The 15,010-nt window shown below is 46.3% G+C and carries 11 protein-coding genes; all 11 read right to left on the bottom strand.

Going from position 1 to position 15,010, the window contains the following annotated elements:
* Positions 1-29 precede the first annotated feature (29 nt).
* Entirely contained in the window at positions 30-2,492 is a 2,463-nt protein-coding gene (gyrA, locus tag AC5ELV_RS05475; RefSeq protein WP_493429425.1) for a DNA gyrase subunit A, read from the bottom strand.
* A gap of 22 nt (positions 2,493-2,514) precedes the next feature.
* Complete coding sequence (parE, locus tag AC5ELV_RS05480; protein WP_028540692.1) at positions 2,515-4,494, bottom strand: DNA topoisomerase IV subunit B; 1,980 nt, start codon at positions 4,492-4,494, stop codon at positions 2,515-2,517.
* Positions 4,495-4,592: 98 nt separating this feature from the next.
* Positions 4,593-5,582 carry an ABC transporter permease gene (locus AC5ELV_RS05485; protein WP_023989072.1) on the bottom strand — a complete coding sequence of 330 codons (990 nt, stop codon included), beginning with the start codon at positions 5,580-5,582 and terminating at the stop codon, positions 4,593-4,595.
* Entirely contained in the window at positions 5,575-6,651 is a 1,077-nt protein-coding gene (locus AC5ELV_RS05490; RefSeq protein WP_493429426.1) for an ABC transporter ATP-binding protein, read from the bottom strand. The genes AC5ELV_RS05485 and AC5ELV_RS05490 overlap by 8 nt, the downstream gene beginning before the upstream one ends.
* Positions 6,651-7,598: a GDSL-type esterase/lipase family protein gene (locus AC5ELV_RS05495; protein ID WP_493429427.1), complete on the bottom strand. Its 948-nt coding sequence runs from the start codon at positions 7,596-7,598 to the stop codon at positions 6,651-6,653. The genes AC5ELV_RS05490 and AC5ELV_RS05495 overlap by 1 nt, the downstream gene beginning before the upstream one ends.
* A gap of 174 nt (positions 7,599-7,772) precedes the next feature.
* Positions 7,773-8,453: a TIGR00266 family protein gene (locus tag AC5ELV_RS05500; RefSeq protein ID WP_493429428.1), complete on the bottom strand. Its 681-nt coding sequence runs from the start codon at positions 8,451-8,453 to the stop codon at positions 7,773-7,775.
* Between the two features lie 227 nt (positions 8,454-8,680).
* The gene (locus AC5ELV_RS05505; RefSeq protein WP_493429429.1) at positions 8,681-9,421 is read right to left on the bottom strand and encodes a CAP domain-containing protein; all 741 of its coding nucleotides are present in this window, start codon (positions 9,419-9,421) and stop codon (positions 8,681-8,683) included.
* Positions 9,422-9,629: 208 nt separating this feature from the next.
* Positions 9,630-10,091 carry a GNAT family N-acetyltransferase gene (locus tag AC5ELV_RS05510; protein ID WP_493429430.1) on the bottom strand — a complete coding sequence of 154 codons (462 nt, stop codon included), beginning with the start codon at positions 10,089-10,091 and terminating at the stop codon, positions 9,630-9,632.
* Positions 10,084-11,268 (bottom strand): formate-dependent phosphoribosylglycinamide formyltransferase, encoded by a 1,185-nt coding sequence (purT, locus tag AC5ELV_RS05515; RefSeq protein ID WP_493429431.1) that lies wholly within the window; start codon positions 11,266-11,268, stop codon positions 10,084-10,086. The genes AC5ELV_RS05510 and purT overlap by 8 nt, the downstream gene beginning before the upstream one ends.
* Before the next feature lie 129 nt (positions 11,269-11,397).
* Positions 11,398-13,236 carry an ABC transporter ATP-binding protein gene (locus tag AC5ELV_RS05520; protein ID WP_493429432.1) on the bottom strand — a complete coding sequence of 613 codons (1,839 nt, stop codon included), beginning with the start codon at positions 13,234-13,236 and terminating at the stop codon, positions 11,398-11,400.
* Positions 13,233-15,008 carry an ABC transporter ATP-binding protein gene (locus tag AC5ELV_RS05525; RefSeq protein WP_493429433.1) on the bottom strand — a complete coding sequence of 592 codons (1,776 nt, stop codon included), beginning with the start codon at positions 15,006-15,008 and terminating at the stop codon, positions 13,233-13,235. The genes AC5ELV_RS05520 and AC5ELV_RS05525 overlap by 4 nt, the downstream gene beginning before the upstream one ends.
* Positions 15,009-15,010: the final 2 nt, after the last annotated feature.

Raw genomic sequence — 15,010 nt, forward strand, 5'->3', positions numbered from 1 at the left:
TTCGAGCTAAAAAGCGCTTGACTTTCCTATTATTCTATGGACTGAGAAACTTGCGGTTCACTACGCAGCAGCACATTCACAATTTCGTCCTTTTTCTCCACTGGAGCCAGCAGCTTGCCTGTATCCTTTCGGTCGGTCAAAGGGGCCTTTTCCGAAAGGAAGGACATCGTTTGTCCTTCTGCTGTGATTGCAAATAATTGAACAGCTTCACGGCAATAGAAGGCAGCCACGATTCGAGTTCCATTTGAACGTACTCGTTTGCCTTCCTTGAACTCAAAGGTGGTGATACCTTTGCCGCCTCTTCCCTGTGTAGGATAGTCCAACAGAAGCGTACGCTTACCATAACCAGACTCGGTCAGCACCAACACTTCTCCTTCATCCTCTTCTACCCACAACGCCGCGATAATTTCATCGCCTTCCGCCAGCTGTATACCTTTGACACCAGCCGAGACGCGGCCCATCGCATTAACCTCTTGCTCCTTGAAGCGTATACTCATTCCCGCTCGAGTAATCAGCATAATATCCCGGGTACCCTCGCTTAACGTTACCGATAACACCTCATCGTCCCCGGCTACTTTGCAGGCGGCTACGGCACTGGAACGTTTTGTAGCATATTCTTTCAATTCTGTACGCTTTACTTGGCCCTTCTTTGTTACAAATACCAGGCTTTTGCCGATTTCCTCGATGTTCTTGAGCGGAATAACACTTACAATACGATCATCCTTCGATAACGGAATGACGTTGACAATTGGAGTGCCCGGCTCTTTCCACTTATACTCTGGCACCTGATGTACAGGCAGCAAAAAGTATTGTCCGCGCTGGGTGAAGACGAGCAATACATCCAGCGTATTTACATCAAGCAATTGGGTAACGTAATCCCCTTCTTTAACACCGGAACTTGAGCGTTCCCCGCCAGAACGAGTGAATGACAACATACTTGTACGTTTCACATAGCCATCTTTCGAGAGTGTCAGCAGCACATCCTCTGCTCCCACCATAACCTCCAGGTTCACCTTAATCTCTTCTACCTCGCCCTGGATATCTGAACGACGGTCAATGCCGTACTTTTCGCGAATTTCCAACAGTTCCTTGCGAATCAGGCTGATCAGCTTCCGATCACTTTCCAGAATAGAACGATATTGCGCAATTTTTTTCTGGATGTCACCCAGTTCTTTTTCAAGCGTGGTGATTTCTAGATTGGTGAGACGGTACAACTGCAAAGTCAAAATAGAATCTGCCTGCCGTTCGCTAAAACCAAACATCCATTGCAAATTATTTTGCGCGTCCTGGCGATTTTTGGAAGCTTTAATGGCTGTGATGACCTCATCCAGAATGTTAAGTGCTTTGACCAAACCTTCCAGTACATGGGCACGATCCTCTGCCTTTTCCAGTTCATACTGGATACGGTGAGTGACAACTTCGCGTTGATGGGCGATATACGCTTCCAAAATGGACTTTAGCCCAAGCTGATGTGGCGCTTTGTTCACAATGGCCACCATGTTGAAGTTATATGCCACCTGTAGGTCGGTTTTTTTCAGCAAATAAGCTAAAATCCCTTCCGCATCGGCTTCCTTCTTCAGCTCCACAACAATGCGCAAACCATTTCGTCCACTTTCGTCACGAACCTCGGCAATCCCTTCCACCTTTTTCTCCAGACGGATATTTTCCATGGCGGTTACGAGCCTTGATTTGACGATCTGGTATGGGATTTCGGTAATGACTAGCTGCTGCTTACCTCCGCGCAAGGACTGAATTTCCGTTTTGGAACGAATATAAATGCGTCCTTTTCCCGTGCGGTAAGCGTCCTTGATGCCTTCGCCACCCATAATGAGTCCGCCCGTCGGGAAATCAGGACCTTTGATAAAGGTCATAATCTCTTCCAGCTCAATCTCCGGCTTTTCCATCACCGCAATGCTGGCATCAATAACTTCGCGTAAACTATGTGTAGGGATCTCTGTCGCAAATCCCGCCGAGATCCCGCTGGAACCGTTCACCAACAAATTTGGATAACGAGACGGCAACACAACAGGCTCTTTGGCCGAGTTATCAAAATTGTCCTTGAACAAAACCGTACGCTTTTCAATATCGCGCAGCATTTCCATTGCGATCGGAGACAAGCGAGCCTCCGTGTAACGCATAGCTGCTGCCGGATCATCATCCTGAGAGCCCCAGTTACCGTGACCGTCCACCAGTACGTGACTCATTTTCCAGGGCTGTGCCATCCGTACCATGCCGTCGTAAATCGACGAATCACCGTGGGGGTGGTAATTACCCATAACGTCCCCAACGGTTTTGGCGGATTTACGATATGCTTTATCCGGCGTATTGCCCGAATCGTACATCGCATAAAGAATACGGCGTTGCACGGGTTTTAATCCGTCCCGTACATCGGGTATCGCCCGATCCTGAATAATATATTTGGAATATCGGCCAAAGCGGTCACCGACCACTTCCTCCAGAAAAGCTGGCAAAAACTGCTCCGATAAGCTCATGTATACACCTCTTTTGATAGCACTACTCTACGTATTCCGTGAAATCTACGTTTTCCACGATCCAGCGCTTGCGCGGATCCACCTTATCACCCATCAAGGTGGACACCCGACGCTCGGCCTTGGCTGCATCCTCTATCTGAACGCGTAACAAGGTGCGTGAATCGGGATTCATCGTTGTTTCCCATAACTGATCAGGGTTCATTTCCCCGAGTCCTTTATAGCGTTGAAGCTCAAAATTTCGTCCAAATTCTTTCAAGTAATTATCGAGCTGCTCGTCAGTCCAAGCATAACGCACCGTTTCGAGCTTACCCGACTTTCGAGTTATTTTATACAATGGCGGTTGAGCAATAAATATGCGTCCTGCATCAATAAGCTCTTTCATATACCGATAAAAGAACGTCAACAACAGCACTTGAATGTGCGCACCATCTGTATCTGCATCGGTCATAATGATGATTTTGGAATAATTGCTGTCTTCCAGCGAAAACTCTGTTCCTACCCCCGCACCAATAGCTGCTGTAATAGCACGGTACTCATCATTCTTCATAATATCCGCCAGTTTGGATTTTTCCGGATTCATCGGCTTGCCCTTTAGCGGCAATATGGCCTGAATTTTGGAATCCCGTCCCTGCTTGGCTGATCCTCCAGCCGAATCGCCTTCCACAATAAACAACTCATTACGTGTAAAATCCTTGGACTGCGCAGGCGACAATTTACCATTCAAATTGGAACTTTCACTGCGCTTTTTGCCGGAACGCATTTCATCCCGAGCTTTACGTGCAGCTTCACGCGCTCTGGATGCTTGAACTGCCTTCTTGATCAAAGTTTGTGCTATCTGCGGATTTTCTTCCAAAAAACGCTGCATCTGCTCAGATACGATGGCATCCACTGTACTCCGTGCCGAAGCGCTACCCAGCTGATCTTTTGTCTGGCCGACAAATTCAACTTCAGCCATCTTGACACTGATTACAGCCATCATGCCCTCACGTAGATCGTTGCCTTCCAAGTTCTTATCCTTTTCTTTCAACATCACCGTTTTTCGGGCATAGTCGTTCATGACACGAGTGTAAGCGGTTTTGAATCCCGTTTCATGCGTACCTCCGCCACGTGTCGGAATGGAGTTAACGAACGAAGCAATCGTCTCTGTATAACCCGCATTGTACTGGATGGCAATCTCTACTTCAATGTCTTCTTTCTCGGCATTAAAGTGAATAACGTCATGCAGCACATCCTTGCCCTCATTCAGAAAAGCAACAAACTGACTTGCGCCACCCTCATAAAAATACTCATCTGACTTTCCGCTGCGTTCGTCTTTAAGTTGAATACGAAGGCCCGAATTTAGAAAAGCAATTTCCTGAAGGCGCTCAGCCAACGTATCGTAGTTAAAATGAATGCCTGCCTGAAAAACACGAATATCCGGTTTAAATGTAATTTTCGAGCCCGTCTTGTTAGTATTGCCCAGCACTTCAAGGCCTGTGGTCGGTTCCCCGACATGCTCCACGCCCTTCTTGTCCTGCCAATATTCAAACCGCTGACGGTGAATCTTGCCGTCCCGGTAAATTTCTACTTCAAGCCATTCCGAAAGAGCGTTCGTTACAGACGCACCTACACCGTGCAGACCCCCGGACTTTTTATATCCCGAACCGCCAAACTTACCTCCGGCGTGCAAAATGGTGAATACAACCTGAGGCGTAGGAATTCCCGTTTTGTGCATTCCCGTAGGAATACCGCGCCCGTTATCTGATACCGTAACGGAACCGTCCTTATGCATTGTAATATCAATGCGAGAGCAAAACTTGGCGAGATGTTCATCCACCGCGTTGTCTACAATTTCCCATACCAAATGATGCAGTCCCGAAGAACTGGTGCTCCCGATGTACATGCCCGGCCGTTTGCGAACTGCCACAAGCCCTTCGAGCACTTGAATGTCGTCCGCGCCATATTCTGAAGCTCCGCTCTGTGTGCCGGACACTCCCGCAGACAAGTCGATTTTGTCGACCATTCATGCTCCCCCTTTGTCTAATCGTAACCGTGTTTTGCCTTATTCTTGATGATTTTCACCAAAAATGCAAACAGATGTTTTCTTTTACCTTGTCCATTTTAATTCAATATATCCCGTTTCGTAAAGACGGCGAATGAAACAATCAATGCCGCAGCCCCCCAAATGCCCAGTACAGCTAAAGAAAAGGGTAAGGTCATTCCCTCAATCGGGGCGGGGCTTCCAGATAAATAATCGGTTAATTCGAGGTTAACCATAAATAAATATTTAGCACTCTGCCAAGATGAAGCCATGTTTGTCAAAATTGTGCCCGAAATAAGCGCAGCCATCATGACCACGATACTCGCCGCCGTACTTCGTACCAGGACAGATACCATAAAGGCTAACGAAGCTACCACAAGACTGACAAACCAGATCAATCCGGCTTGCAGCATCAGATAATGCCATTGTGGAATCGCATGTACAGCAGACAAATCCACCGTCGATCCAACAATTTGAAATCCGGTGAATACCGGAACATTAAAACCGCGAAAACCAAAAAACAAGCCTGATATGAGATAACTAATCACAAATACAGCCAAAATAATGAGCGAAACGAACATATACAATGTCAGCAGCTTACTCAGCAGTATTTTCCACCGCCTGACTGGGCGGGTCAGCAACATTTTTATCGTGCCTGTCGTCCGTTCTCCGGAAACCAGATCGGAGGCAATGGCCATAATCAACAGCGGAACGAACAAATTTATCGAATTATCCATAAACTCTCTGGTAAACGTGACGCCACTAGGCTCATTCGGATTCACATCATTTTCCAAATAATATTGCATCTGCTGCACAAAGACCCGACGGTAGGTTTTCCATTCCTCGGGAACCCGGTCACTTCCCAGCGAGTTTTGATTATCGGTAATCGCCTGACGCAGTTCAAGCCGCCAATCATTGCCGAATTTTTCACGATTGTTTTCTGCTACTTTCATCTGAGCGTACGTAAAAATCGGCACAAGCACAAGTAAAACAAGTAAAATGACATAAAATCGTTTCTTCTTGATAATTTTGAGTGTTTCATTTTGAACGAGCGGTAAAATGTTATTCAAGTATCTCACCTTCCGTCATTTTCAGGAATAGCTGCTCCAGTGTAGGGTTGATTTTGGTTACACCTTTAACGGAAATACCGGAAGCCGTCATTTGTGTGACCAGCTCCGCAATATGCTCTTCATCCATTTCTGTAAAAATAGCATCGGTCCCGCTGCCTGCTACAATGCTGTCATCAATTAATTCATCGGCGTTCGTAATCATTTGCACATACGGAGAATTTTGCAATATGGAAAAACCCTGATCACGAGGCTCCAGTTGCCATACGGCCATGTGCGAGTGCGTCTCAACCAGTTCCCGCACACCACCTACAGCTAGCACCTTTCCCCGACTTATAATTGCCACTCGATCACATAGCAGCTGGATTTCGCTGAGCAAATGGCTGGAAACAAATACAGCCATGCCTTCTGCCGCTAGCAAACGGATAAAAGCTCTCATTTCCTTGATCCCCTTAGGATCTAACCCGTTCGTCGGTTCGTCCAAAATGAGCAATTTCGGTCTACCGAGCAAGGCTTGGGCTATACCAAGGCGCTGGCGCATTCCGAGAGAATACGTACTTACTTTATCATGGATACGGCGATCCAGCCGAACCAGCTCAACGACTTCGCGGATACGCTGCTCGTCTACACCAGGCTGCATACGGGCAAAATGCTCTAAATTCTCCCACCCTGTCAGGTAGCTGTACACTTCTGGATTTTCCACAATAGAACCAATATGCCGTAAAGCCTGCTCAGGGTCACGATTTACATTATGACCACAGACAGTTATCGTCCCTTCCGTCGGCTTAATTAAATCAACCAGCATACGAATAGTCGTCGTTTTTCCAGCCCCATTAGGACCGAGAAATCCGAAAATTTCACCCGCACGAACGTCGAAAGTTACATCATGAATGATCATTTTGCGTTTGATACGTTTCTTAACGTGCTGAACAGAGAGGACTGTTTCGTTATTGCTTCTGTCTCTGTCTGTGCTGCCAACCTGATTGGCGGAATGGAAACTGGACACTGCATCCCTTGAGGTCGAATTTTCGATTATTCCAGTCCCGTTCTTGTCAGCAGATTGGATGCTCATTACTTGTTCCCTCCCTTTTTCACTTCAGCGGGTTGGCTACTTGTAGACTGTTGTCCATTATTCACATTATCGGCATCCTTCGTGGTTGCAACGGCAAACCCTTGCGCGATACGTTCAGCAATTGCCTGATAGCCCTGTCCGTTTGGATGAAAATGATCGGATGATAAATAGACGGGCAAATTTTGCTGGAATAAATCGAAAGTTGGAACCAGAGTCATATTGCTGTTTTGGTTGGTAATTGCCATGGCAGCCAGATTCCATTCTGTTACCACAAGATTACCGGGAATTTTCATTTCCTGCAGATCACTGAATGGATTATATAATCCGACATAGATAATTTTAGCATTCGGATTGATTTTCCCTACCTTTGTCAGCACTTTTTGCAGACGTTTGGTCGCCTCAGGCACAGCTTTACGCAAACCACTGAGTGTAGGTGGCTCTTTGCCGGTTTGGGCAGCCTGAGCCCCCTGAAATAAATCATTTCCGCCAATCGAGACAATAATGACGTTAGCCTTTTTCAAAACATAAGAAACACCAGGCTCATCCAGCTTGGTCAATAGTCCTTGAGTCGTCAGTCCATTAATCCCCATATTATTTATGAGCTGAGCCTTATGGCCCTCCTGATTATCTAACAAGCTCACCAACCGACGCACAAAGCCACTTCCGGAGTCATCCCCCGTGCCTTTGGCTAGCGAATCTCCAATGGCAGCTACCCGAAACTCTCCCGTCTGCGTAGTAGCCGATGGCGCAGTTTGTGTCTGCGATGATCCAGTATGTACAGGTTGGTTGCTAACCATTGGCTCTGGAGCCGTAATACTTTGTACTGCTGTAATAAATCCGTACAATAATAGCAATGTGGCGGCAATGGAAACGGAACCGACAGACCGCCAAATCCATTTTGATGAATTCACTCGTGTTCCCTCCTGATAGCTTAGTGAAATAAACATAAAGCTTCTCATATCATTTTGCAAATAAACCGTTCTGAATAAAAGCGCAATAAATGATTAGAGTCACATATAATTTTCCATGAACATACAAAAAAAGGATAGCAAATGGCCACCCTTTTATTATACTTTTTTGTGCCAACAGCCTATCCTTCCATCCCCAGTCAGACGAAAAAACTATTTGCTATCAGGGATGAAACTTTTGATCCATTGTCCAAAACTGCCCGGATTTCGACTTTGAATCAGTACCGTTCCTTCACCGCGAAAGCGGCATACAAGTGCTTCTCCACTCGTTACGCTGGACAACCAGCCTTTAGATGCTTTTTCAATTTTATAATCCATATAATTTGGCCACGCCACCAGATGAGCATTATCAATAATACGCTCCTCTCCTGAAGCGATATAAATGGGATGAATGGCTCCATAAGAGGACAGGAATACCGTACCTCGACCACTGATTTCTACGATAAAAAAACCTTCACCGGAGAATATACCTTTCATCAGGTTTTGCATTTTGGTGCTAACCTCAATACCTTCCGTACAAGCTAGAAAACCGTCCTTTTGGACCATCAACTTATACGTGCCATCCAGTTCCACCGCTTGTACATCACCTATACTTGCAGGGGCTAACAACACTTCAGCAGGCCCCCGAGCTGCCCTCAGTTCTTGAAAAAAGAATTTTTCTCCGCTCAGCATTCTGCCTAAACCACGTAACAGTCCACCGTCTACCGTCCCCTTTATATCTACACTGGAAGACATGGAAACCATCGCTCCCATTTCCGCTTTAATCATTTCCCCGGGGTTCAACTGGACCTTGAGCATAGCAAAGGCACCTTCATGCACGATTTCGTAGCTCATTTGTTCACCTAGCCTTCTATAAATAGTCTGCTATCTATTCAACTTGCAGCTATCATACTATAAATACGTCCCTTATGTCTTTTCTGATATAAAGCAAAGGTTATGCCCCCGAAGGAATAAGAGACACCAAAAAACCCGCTGAACGTGTCAGCGGGTCTTCAGATTAACGTCATGCCACTATCTTTTCATAACAGCGGCATGACGATTCGAACGTATTTACTATCATCTTAGTTACGTGTGAACTCTTGTACCCAATATCCATTGTAGTAAGCCACACCGATTTGCGTATATTCTGCCTTCAAAATATTCTCACGATGTCCCTGACTGTTCATCCAGGCTTTCATCACTTCTTGTGGTGTTTGTTGTCCCATAGCAATATTCTCACCCGCATACGTATAAGTTACACCGAATTTTTTCATCATATCAAAGGGTGAGCCATAGGTCGGTGATGTATGGGAAAAGTAATTGTTCGTACTCATATCCTTCGCCTTGACTAAGGCTACTTCTGTAAGCTTCGCATTCGATGCGAGGGGCTTGAGACCTTTTTGGCTGCGCTCGTTATTAACAAGATTTACAACCTCAGCTGCAAATTGGGACTTGCTGAGTTGTGCATTCGATCCTGCAGACTGACCCGCGCCTGAGTTTGTGTTTTGTTTTTGGGTCTGTTGCTTGGTACCAGACTGCGAAGCCTTTTGGCTGCCCTGTTTGGTTGTTGTTTGTTTGCCGGATGAAGGATTTGCTGTTTTGTTTTTAGCCTTGTCCTTTTCAGAAACATCCTTAATTACGGTCTTTGTTACCGTTGTTGTCCCGTTGGACATATTGACAGTATATCCGTTATTTTGAAACCACTGTTGTAGTTGGGCAGTCAAATCGTCAGCTGGTGAAGCTGATGCCGGAACGATGAATCCTGCGGATAAAATAGCGCTTAGACTTCCCATCACGAGTGTTTTTTTCAACATATTCTTCATTTCGTCATCTCCTTGTTGTATAAATGCCTTGGTGTGAACGCGTCTGGTTACAACTTTGTAATCTTTACTCTAGCAGTATATCATGTTTTATAGCAGGATCAATGGTATAAAAGTTGGAAAAAAAATAGCCCCGCTCGGAAATGACCCATGCGGAACTTAGTTAAAAGTAGTGAGGCTTTAAGTATTAGATTGTCTTGTTATAGGCTGATTATCTAAGCTTTTTGCTGAAACGGTAGCCTTGCTTTTCAAAGCCGATTCGGTTGTAGAAAGCTCGGGCCTCTACTTGTTTGATGCGGTTATTCGCTCCGGTAATGAATAAATGATAGCATCCTTGCGCACGTCCCCACTCCTCACCACAAGCCACCAGGCGCTTGCCAATGCCCTCGCCGCGATACTCCCCGCTCACGACCAGCATGGTGAGTTGTACGGCAGGATCAGGATAAGCCAAGCTTTGAGCCGTATGCATGCCGATTACTCCGACAACACGACCATCCATTTCTGCAACCATCATATTCGCTTGACTGTCCTCCCGCGCTGTTCCCATAACTTCTTTCATTACACCACAAGTCATCGGGTATCCGACTTCTCTGAGTAGTCCAGTTACGGCTTCGCAATCGCCAAGCTCTACGGAACGAATTGTCAGTACTGGAATCATCACATTGTTAGACATGATTTACCTCCACTTTCAGCATATTAGCAGCTTCTTTGGCCGTCTTCCGTGCTGTTTCCACATCTTCTGCAGCGCTAAGCGCTACAGCCATCCGGCGTCCCGGCTTGGTTTCAGGCTTCCCGAACACTCGCACCTGTGTCCGGGGTAGCAATAATGCATCATGCAGACCGCTTATTACAAAATCCCGTGTAGCCACTTCTGCCTTCAAGGTAGCTGAAGCTCCTGGTGTAAGCAGTGTGACGGATGGCACCGGGAATCCGAGAATGGCCCGCACGTGAAGCGCAAATTCCGATAAATCCTGCGTGATCATGGTCACCATTCCTGTATCATGCGGACGAGGGGATACTTCACTGAATATGACGCCATCAGCCGTTAAAAATAGCTCTACGCCAAACAATCCGTAACCACCCAGTTCATCCGTAATCGTACGGGCAATGTCTTCCGCCTCCGAAAGCTGCTTGTCCGTCATGCCATGAGGCTGCCAGGATTCGACATAATCCCCATCTTTCTGAATGTGGCCAATCGGTGGGCAAAAAGTCGTACCCGAAGCCGATCTGACGGTCAATAATGTGATTTCGCTCTCAAACGGTACAAAAGCTTCAACAATGACACGTGTTGTTTTGGCACGTGCGCCTTCCAGCGCCGTATTCCAACAGGATTCTGCATCTTCGAGTGCCCGGCATACAGATTGCCCTTTACCCGACGAACTCATCAAGGGCTTGACCACACATGGCGTGCCCAGCTCATGAACCGCCAACCGCAACTGCTCAAAATTATCCGCAAAACGATAGGCGGCAGTCGGAATCTGTAATTTCTCGGCAGCCAGCCTGCGGATACCTTCCCGGTCCATCGTAAGACGGGCGGCACGGGCCGTTGGTACTACGTGAAATCCTTCTTGCTCTAATTCTTCCAAAGCACCCGTAGCAATAGCTTCGATTTCAGGTACAATTATGTCGGGCTTTTCCTCACGAATTAGTACCTTCAACGCCTCAGCATCCTGCATATCCAGACAGTGAGAGCGATGGGCCACCTGCATTGCTGGAGCCAGTTCATAGCGATCAACAGCAATACATTCCACGCCAAGCCGCTGAGCTTCAATAATGACTTCTTTTCCCAATTCGCCGCTACCCAGCAGCAGCATCTTCTTAGCCTTGGCAGAAAAAGGAGCACCCCACATCTTGAACTCTTCCCCCTCTGACGAAATTGCTCTGATCTCTTTTCATCTTTATTTTCAGGGTTTAGCTCCAAGAATGCAATAGTGCTCGGCATTAAAATTTACAAAAAACGCGATTTTTTGATCTTTTTTTTACAAAAATCTGAACTGTGCTTCCACCAGCCCCCGATATATTCCATGTTTTTTCATCAATTGTTCATGATTACCACTTTCTTGGATTTCCCCATGATCCAGTACAACGATATGATCAGCATTCCGGATGGTGGACAAACGATGAGCGACCATAAAAGAAGTTCTGCCTTCCAGTAAAACCTGAAGAGCCTCCTGAATTTTCAACTCCGTTTCGGTATCAATGCTGGCTGTGGCCTCATCCAGTATTAGAATTCGCGGATTAGCCAGCAAGGCACGTGCAAAGGATAAGAGCTGTCGCTGGCCCATGGACAACATCCCCCCCCGCTCCTCTACCTCTGTTTCATAGCCAGCTGGCAAGTGAACAATGAATTCATGAGCATTGACCGCCTTCGCAGCCGCTTCAATTTCCTCATCCGTTGCATCCAAACGGCCAAACCGTATATTATCACGGATCGTCCCCGAAAAAATAAATGTATCCTGAAGCACGATGCTAATCTGGCTTCGCAAGCTCTCCACCGTGACATCACGCACATCATGACCGTCAATCGTAAGCCGCCCTGACGTAATGTCATAAAAACGGCTTAACAGATTAATAATTGTACTTTTACCTGATCCAGTATGACCCACAAGTGCTATAGATTGACCCGCTTCGACGGAAAGATTAATACCTTTAAGCGCCTGACGCCCCTTTTCATATTCAAAAATGACCTTTTCAAATTGGATATCTCCCCGAATGGGCGGCAAGGCTTTTGCTCCCGGTTTGTTTGCAATATTCGGCTGTTCATCCATAAACTCAAAAATTCGTTCTGACGAAGCCATCGCAACCAGTAACTGATTATACATTTGGCCCAGTCGATTAATCGGCTCCCAAAAGTTCCCAACATAGTTGGCAAACGCAACTAGCAGCCCCACCGTAAGCTGATCTGTCTGAATTAAATGCGCTCCGAACCAGAACAGCACAAGCGTACCAAATCCTCCGGTAATATCAATAAGTGGGCCAAAGACCTGATTCATGGCAGAAGCCTTATCCCACGATTTTTTGCTAGAGCTGTTCATGTCGTCGAAATAAGCCATGTTTTCCTGCTCCTGCGTATATGCTTGTGTCACACGAATCCCCTGAATAGACTCATTCAAATGAGAGTTGATGCGCGAGTTCTTCATACGCACTTCTTGCCAAGCGCGGCGGATACGTACGCGTAGCTTGGTCGAGATCAAAAACATGATCGGAACGGTTACAATTACCGCCAAACCGAGCTTCCAGTTAATAAGCAGCAAAATGACAATAATTCCGATAAGCTGTACGCAGTCAATCAGGACATTCACTGCACCGTTCGTAAATAGATCCTGTAGCGAGTTAATGTCATTCGTCACGCGCACTAATACAGAACCTGCCGGTCTCTTATCAAAAAAGTTAAAAGATAGCTTTTGAATATGCTTGAACAAATCTTCACGCAAATCGTAAATAACCCGTTGACCGATAATATTGGTGAATTTAATGCGGTACGTGCTGGCTGCCCATTGAATTAAATATAACAAGAGCACGGCACCCGTGATGAGCAGCAGCAACTTTACGCTGGGCAGTGCAGGCCATGCGGGAGCAATTGCTTTATCAATGGCTAGACTGATCAAATAAGGAACCGTCAGTTTGGTAATGGTACCGAGAATCATCATAACCAGAAGGATCGGCAGAATCTGACGGGCATAAGGCTTCATGTATGCCAACAAACGCTTGAATTCTGACCAGTTAAACGGTTTGTCAATGACATCATCATCTTGATAAACAAAGCGCTCATTCGTTAGTTTTTTTAACGGTTTAGCTTTTTCTGCGGGTATATTCATGGTCTCACCTGCCCTTCGGATACACCGTCTGGAGTCTGAGCTATGTAATCGGCGTATTGAATATGATACACATCCTGATATGGACCTGGAGTAGCAATGAGCTGTTCATGTGTTCCACGCTGGACGATTCGTCCTTCCTCAAGCACCACAATTTCATTGGCATGACGAAGCGAAGAGATTCGATGAGCGATTATAAATGTTGTTCGACCACGCATAACCTCTTGAAAACCGGTCTGTATTTCATGCTCTGTCTCCATATCGACTGCACTGGTAGCATCATCCAGTACCAGAATTTTCGGATTTTTGAGTAGTGCGCGCGCGATGGCAATCCGTTGTTTCTGCCCTCCGGACAGTCCCAACCCACGTTCTCCGACGACAGTGTCATATCCCAGCGGTAGTTCAGTTATAAATTCATGCGCCTGAGCCAGTTTGGAAACGCGTATGATGTCATCCATACTGACATGACTTAAACCATATGAAATATTGTTGCGTATAGACGACGAAAACAAAAACGTCTCCTGAAACACGGAAGAAATTTGAGCACGTAAATCGCGAATCCTCAAGTGACGTATATCCTTGCCATCCAACTTGATACTTCCTGCATTCACATTATAAGCGCGCATGAGTAATTGAATAATGGTAGACTTTCCTGACCCCGTTCCTCCTAAAATTCCAATGACTGATCCCGGCGGTGCGTCTAAATTGATGTCAACAACAGCAGGGAGCTTATTTCCGTAAGCAAAGGTAACATGTTCAAACGTAACATGTCCCTCCACCTGATCGGCATCGAGTGTAAGTGCTCCGGCTTCGTCGGTTACATCTATGGACTGATTTAGCAGTTCCAAGACCCTTTCACCGGATGCTTTGGACTGCGTATAGTTATTGATATGAAAACCAATACTCCAGATGGGGCCGATAATATACCAAATTAAGCTAAAGAAGGCGACAAGCTGCCCCAAGGTCATTGACTTCTGAATGACCAGATATCCCCCCATGCCCAACAGAAGGACCACACTGATAGAAGCAATTAGTTCCATAGCGGGGAAAAACCGACTCCATAAGGAAGCAGCCTGAACTTGATTACTTTTGTATTGCTCGTTACGTACTGAAAATTTTTCAACTTCATATGATTCGCGGGCAAAAGATTTGACGGTTCGCACACCTGTTATGTTTTCTTGGACCGCTGTCGTCAAGGCGCTAAGGGCAATCCGCATTTCCTGAAAGGTGGGATGAATCCGGGATTCAAACTTGAATGTGACGAAGAGCAGCAATGGCATGCTGATCATCGTAATGAGGGTGAGCTGCCAGTTAATATACAGCATCATCATAGAGCCGAATACGACCATCAGTAGCACATTGAGGAGTTGGGCAAAACCAAACCCGATAAAGTTACGAATTGCCTCCAAATCGCCAGTCAGTCGGGACATGAGATCCCCCGTTTTGGCAGTGTCATAATATCTGAAGGACAGAAATTGCAGCTTTTCGTAACAAGCATTGCGGAGTCGGTACGCCAGATAGTTACCTAGCCGTCCACCAAAAAAACCATGTAAAAATTGCATGAACCCTTTGATGATGACTACTCCCAGCACAGTCAGAGCCAGCGCCGGAACTTTCCCGAAGTCACCGGGGATGATAGCGTTATCAATTAGCCTTTGGAGCAGGTTCGGATACACCAGTCCCAGAGCCGTCGCTATCGCAAGGCATAAAATAGAAAGAAACAGATAGTGTCTCCTCTCGCGAAAAAAAACTTGCAGTTGCCTGAGCACTTCCATGT

The sequence above is a fragment of the Paenibacillus sp. NMA1017 genome (genome assembly GCF_058895805.1).

What these genes read in the sequence shown, in the direction of transcription:
- gyrA (WP_493429425.1), bottom strand. Translation starts at nt 2,492, where the DNA reads ATGAGCTTATCGGAGCAGTTTTTGCCAGCTTTTCTGGAGGAAGTGGTC.
- parE (WP_028540692.1), bottom strand. Translation starts at nt 4,494, where the DNA reads ATGGTCGACAAAATCGACTTGTCTGCGGGAGTGTCCGGCACACAGAGC.
- AC5ELV_RS05490 (WP_493429426.1), bottom strand. Translation starts at nt 6,651, where the DNA reads ATGAGCATCCAATCTGCTGACAAGAACGGGACTGGAATAATCGAAAAT.
- AC5ELV_RS05495 (WP_493429427.1), bottom strand. Translation starts at nt 7,598, where the DNA reads ATGTTTATTTCACTAAGCTATCAGGAGGGAACACGAGTGAATTCATCA.
- AC5ELV_RS05500 (WP_493429428.1), bottom strand. Translation starts at nt 8,453, where the DNA reads ATGAGCTACGAAATCGTGCATGAAGGTGCCTTTGCTATGCTCAAGGTC.
- AC5ELV_RS05505 (WP_493429429.1), bottom strand. Translation starts at nt 9,421, where the DNA reads ATGAAGAATATGTTGAAAAAAACACTCGTGATGGGAAGTCTAAGCGCT.
- AC5ELV_RS05510 (WP_493429430.1), bottom strand. Translation starts at nt 10,091, where the DNA reads ATGTCTAACAATGTGATGATTCCAGTACTGACAATTCGTTCCGTAGAG.
- purT (WP_493429431.1), bottom strand. Translation starts at nt 11,268, where the DNA reads ATGTGGGGTGCTCCTTTTTCTGCCAAGGCTAAGAAGATGCTGCTGCTG.
- AC5ELV_RS05520 (WP_493429432.1), bottom strand. Translation starts at nt 13,236, where the DNA reads ATGAATATACCCGCAGAAAAAGCTAAACCGTTAAAAAAACTAACGAAT.
- AC5ELV_RS05525 (WP_493429433.1), bottom strand. Translation starts at nt 15,008, where the DNA reads ATGGAAGTGCTCAGGCAACTGCAAGTTTTTTTTCGCGAGAGGAGACAC.